Consider the following 4,260-nt stretch of genomic DNA (forward strand, 5'->3'; position numbering starts at 1 on the left):
CCGGTAGGGGTTGGTCGCGACGAGTGCACCGATCGAGCGACGCAGGCGGGAGACCTCGGCACGTACGGTGACGATGTGCTCGGCGTCGCCGAAGACCGCCTCGCTGAGTTGGCGGGCGGTGAGACCGGCGGGGCCGGCGCGGTCGACGAGGGTGAGGATCTCGACGTGGCGCCTGGTCAGCGTGGTCCTCCAACTGCCGGCCTCCGAGACGACCTCGAGGGTGCCGCCGGGATCGAGCCTGGCCTCGAGCGCACCCGACCCGGACGAGGTCGGCCGCACCAGCCAGCCGCGCTCGCCGACCCGCTCGGGAAGGCACAGCCCGAGCCCGGGGACGGTCAGCATCTTGTCCCGGCTGGGCGCCGCGATCCGGTCGCGGGCGGCCATCCCGGCGTGGTGGGCGACCCAGCCGTCGTCGTCGACGACCAGCAGCGGACCCTCGACGCCGGAGACGACGTGGTCGGTCTCGCGGCGCAGCCGCTCGAGCCAGTCCTGGTGGCGGCGCCACAGCGACATCTCGGCCACCCGCACCGCGCTCTCGACCAGGGCACCGATGGCCGGGTGCAGGGTCAGCGCCGGTCCGCTGATGTCCACGACCCCGAGCAGGGCCCCGGTGCGCGGGTCGTGGATCGGCGCGGCCGTGCAGTACCACGGGTGCTGGGCCTGCTCGAAGTGCTCGGCCGAGAAGAGCTCGACCGGTGCGGCCTCGGCCAGCGCGGTGCCGATGGCGTTCGTGCCGACCGCGCGTTCGGTCCACAGGGCACCCTCGACGAAGCCGAGCCGGTCGGCGATCGTCAGCACCCGCGCCGACCCCTCCCGCCACAGCACGACGCCCTCGGCGTCGGTGACCACCATGAGGTACGTCGCGGCATCCGCCGCCGAGGACAGCACCGCCCGCAGATCGTCGATCACCATCGCCAGCGGCGAGCGGGTCCTGCGGGCAGCGCACTCGGCCGCCGACGGCGTACGCCTGCCGTTGCTGCTGCCGGGCTCGAGGCCCATGCTCATGACGCGTCGCCAGGAGCGCTCGACCAGGATCCGGGGTGTGCTCGGCGGCCGGCCGCCCGACAGGACCGCGTCGTGGACGCGGATGAGGTCGCGGGCGAGCCGGGGCAGGTCTGCCCCTGCCGGCACGGCTCCGGTTGCGGTCATACGGCATCCACCTCCTCTTCGAGGGTAGAACCTAGGTGTGAGCCGCGCCACATGCAATCGGCTGCAACCCTGTCGCCCGGCCTCGTGCGGCGGTCTCCTGGAGACATGACCCAGACACTCGACTCCCCTCCCGCTGCCGACTCCGCCCAGAACGGCCCGGCGCAGGCCTGGCTCAACGACTTCGAAGCCGCCTTGGCGGCCCGCGACATCCACCGTGCTGCCGACATGTTCGCCACCAAGTGCTACTGGCGCGACCTGGTCGCCTTCTCCTGGAACATCACCACCGTCGAGGACCCGGCCGGCGTCACCGACCTCCTCGAGAGCACCCTGGAGCGCGTCGACCCGTCCGGGTTCGCGCTCGAGGAGCCGGAGGAGACCGCCGAGGGCGTGACGACCGCGTGGTTCACCTTCGAGTCCGCCGTCGGCCGCGGCCGCGGACTGCTGCGTCTCAAGGTCGACGACGGTCCCGACGGCAGGCAGAGCCCCAAGGCATGGACCTTCCTGACCACGCTCTATGAGCTCAAAGGCCACGAGGAGCCCCGAGGCGTACGTCGCCCGAAGGGTGCCGAGCACGGCTTCGACCCGGACCGGGTGACGTGGGCCGAGAAGCGGCAGGCGGAGGCCGAGACGCTGGGCCTCACCGAGCAGCCGTACGTCCTGGTCGTCGGCGGCGGGCAGGGCGGCATCGCGCTCGGTGCGCGGCTGCGCCAGCTCGGCGTGCCTTCGCTCGTCATCGACCGCTACGAGCGGCCCGGGGACCAGTGGCGCGGCCGCTACAAGTCGCTGTGCCTGCACGACCCGGTCTGGTACGACCACCTGCCCTACCTGAAGTTCCCCGACAACTGGCCGGTCTTCGCGCCCAAGGACAAGATCGGCGACTGGCTGGAGTCCTACGTGAAGGTGATGGAGGTGCCCTACTGGTCCTCGACCACGGCCACCAACGCATCCTTCGACGAGGCGGCCGGAGAGTGGACGGTCACCGTCTCGCGCGGCGGTGAGGAGATCACGCTGCACCCGAAGCAGCTCATCATGGCCACCGGGATGTCCGGGAAGCCGAACGTCCCCGACCTGCCCGGCATGGACGTCTTCGAGGGCGAGCAGCACCACTCCTCCAAGCACCCGGGGCCGGACGCCTATGAGGGCAAGCGGTGTGTGGTGATCGGGTCGAACAACTCCGCCTTCGACATCTGCGGCGCGCTCTTCGAGCACGGCGCGGACGTGACCATGGTGCAGCGCTCCTCGACCCATATCGTGAAGAGCGACTCGCTGATGGACATCGGCCTCGGCGACCTCTACTCCGAGCGCGCGGTCGCCTCCGGCATGACCACGGAGAAGGCCGACCTCGTCTTCGCCTCGCTCCCCTACCGGATCATGCACGAGTTCCAGATCCCGCAGTATCAGCAGATCGCCGAGCGCGACGCCGACTTCTACGCGCGCCTGGAGAAGGCCGGCTTCCGGCACGACTGGGGCGATGACGGCTCGGGGCTGTTCATGAAATACCTGCGCCGCGGCTCGGGCTACTACATCGACGTGGGCTCGGCCGAGCTGGTCGCCGACGGGCAGGTCAAGCTCGCCCATGGTCAGGTCTCGCATCTGACCTCGTCTGCTGTCGTTCTCGAGGACGGCACCGAGCTGCCCGCCGACCTGGTCGTGTACGCCACCGGCTACGGCTCCATGAACGGCTGGGCCGCCGACCTGATCAGCCAGGAGGTCGCCGACAAGGTCGGCAAGTGCTGGGGTCTCGGCTCGGAGACCACCAAGGACCCCGGCCCGTGGGAGGGCGAGCAGCGCAACATGTGGAAGCCGACCCGGCAGGAGGCACTCTGGTTCCACGGCGGCAACCTGCACCAGTCCCGGCACTACTCCCTCTACCTCGCGCTGCAGCTCAAGGCACGGTTCGAGGGCATCGAGACGCCGGTCTACAACCAAGCTCCGGTGCACCACCTGTCGTAGGGACGGTGATCCTTGACGGGCGCACCCCGTCGGCAGCACCATCGTCGGGCACCCCGCCTGTCTCCGAAGCGTCAGGATGGGTACGGCCCGAAGGAGCCCCATGACCAAGGTGTCCACTGCCACTGTCGAGGCGCCCGGCGCCGTCTTGACCTACGACGTCCGCGAACCGGAGACGCCCAGCGAGCACAGACCGCTGTTCGTCTTCGGTTCGCCGATGGCGGCCTCCGGCTTCGAGCAGCTGATCAGCTACATCACTGACCGCACGGTCATCACGTACGACCCGCGTGGCGCCGAGCGCAGCACCCTGACGTCCGACGGCACGGTCACCGGTGAACTTCATGGCGAGGACATGCACCGCGTCATCGAAGCGTCCGGCCTCGGGCCGGTCGATGCGTTCGGCTCCAGCGGCGGCGGAGCCTTCGCGCTGCACTGGATCGTCAAGCATCCCCGCGACGTCGTAGCACTCGTCTCGCATGAACCGCCCCTGTCCACGATCCTCGAGGACCGCGAGATGACTCTCCGCGTCGGCGACGACATCGTCGCGACCTATCAGCGGGAGGGCTACGGCCCGGCGATGGCGAAGTTCATCCAGATGATCATGCACTCGGGTCCGCTTCCGGACGACTATCTGGATCGACCTGCGCCGGACCCCGCCGACTTCGGCCTTCCCACCGATGACGACGGCTCCCGCGACGACGCCTTGCTGAGCCGCAACCTCGCCATGCCGCCCTTCGAACCCGATCTCGGCGCACTGCAAGACTCCAAGGTTCGGATCATCCCCGCGACCGGCGCGGAGTGGGAAGGCACGCTCGCCCGCAGGGGTGGTGAGGCGCTGGCGGAGGAGCTGGGTGTGGAGCCCAAGGTCTTCCCGGGCGACCACGGTGGGTTCGCCGTGAGCCCGATGTCGCCCAGCAACGATCCCGCGGCGTTCGCCGCAGAGCTGCTCGAGGTGCTCGACGACGCTTGATGGCGACGTGCCCTCGGCCGAACTCGAACGCGGAGTCGCCGACGGACCCAGGACCCGCGGGGTCAGCGGCCGACCAGGCCGGTCTCGTAGGCAAGGACGACGAGCTGGACGCGGTCGCGAGACGCGGTCTTGGCCAGCAGCCGGCCGACGTGGGTCTTCACGGTGGCCTCGGCTACCACGAAGGCCTCGGC

At 70.0% G+C, this 4,260-nt stretch carries 3 protein-coding genes and 1 pseudogene; 2 read left to right on the plus strand and 2 right to left on the minus strand.

Annotation, left to right across the window (positions count from 1 at the left end; genetic code table 11):
* On the minus strand, nucleotides 1–1,149 hold a 1,149-nt coding region (locus ACRDPS_RS22315; protein WP_431503861.1), incomplete at its 3' end, for a transcriptional regulator.
* A 105-nt stretch (nucleotides 1,150–1,254) separates the two neighbouring features.
* On the opposite strand from ACRDPS_RS22315, the gene ACRDPS_RS22320 reads away from it, so the two are divergent.
* Both ACRDPS_RS22320 and ACRDPS_RS22325 read left to right on the plus strand, forming a co-directional pair.
* Nucleotides 1,255–3,102 (plus strand): flavin-containing monooxygenase, encoded by a 1,848-nt coding sequence (locus ACRDPS_RS22320; protein WP_431503862.1) that lies wholly within the window; start codon nucleotides 1,255–1,257, stop codon nucleotides 3,100–3,102.
* Nucleotides 3,103–3,202: 100 nt separating this feature from the next.
* The gene (locus tag ACRDPS_RS22325; protein WP_431503863.1) at nucleotides 3,203–4,069 is read left to right on the plus strand and encodes an alpha/beta fold hydrolase; all 867 of its coding nucleotides are present in this window, start codon (nucleotides 3,203–3,205) and stop codon (nucleotides 4,067–4,069) included.
* A 62-nt stretch (nucleotides 4,070–4,131) separates the two neighbouring features.
* Here ACRDPS_RS22325 and ACRDPS_RS22330 read toward each other — a convergent pair.
* Nucleotides 4,132–4,260, minus strand: a pseudogene (locus ACRDPS_RS22330) (DNA-binding response regulator); the annotation flags it as partial.

Origin of the sequence: Nocardioides sp., assembly GCF_050699375.1 — a bacterium.
Classification (GTDB): Bacteria; Actinomycetota; Actinomycetes; order Propionibacteriales; family Nocardioidaceae; genus Nocardioides.

Excerpts from the sequence above, each read along its gene's own strand:
- ACRDPS_RS22320 (WP_431503862.1), top strand. The coding sequence starts at position 1,255 with ATGACCCAGACACTCGACTCCCCTCCCGCTGCCGACTCCGCCCAGAAC.
- ACRDPS_RS22325 (WP_431503863.1), top strand. The coding sequence starts at position 3,203 with ATGACCAAGGTGTCCACTGCCACTGTCGAGGCGCCCGGCGCCGTCTTG.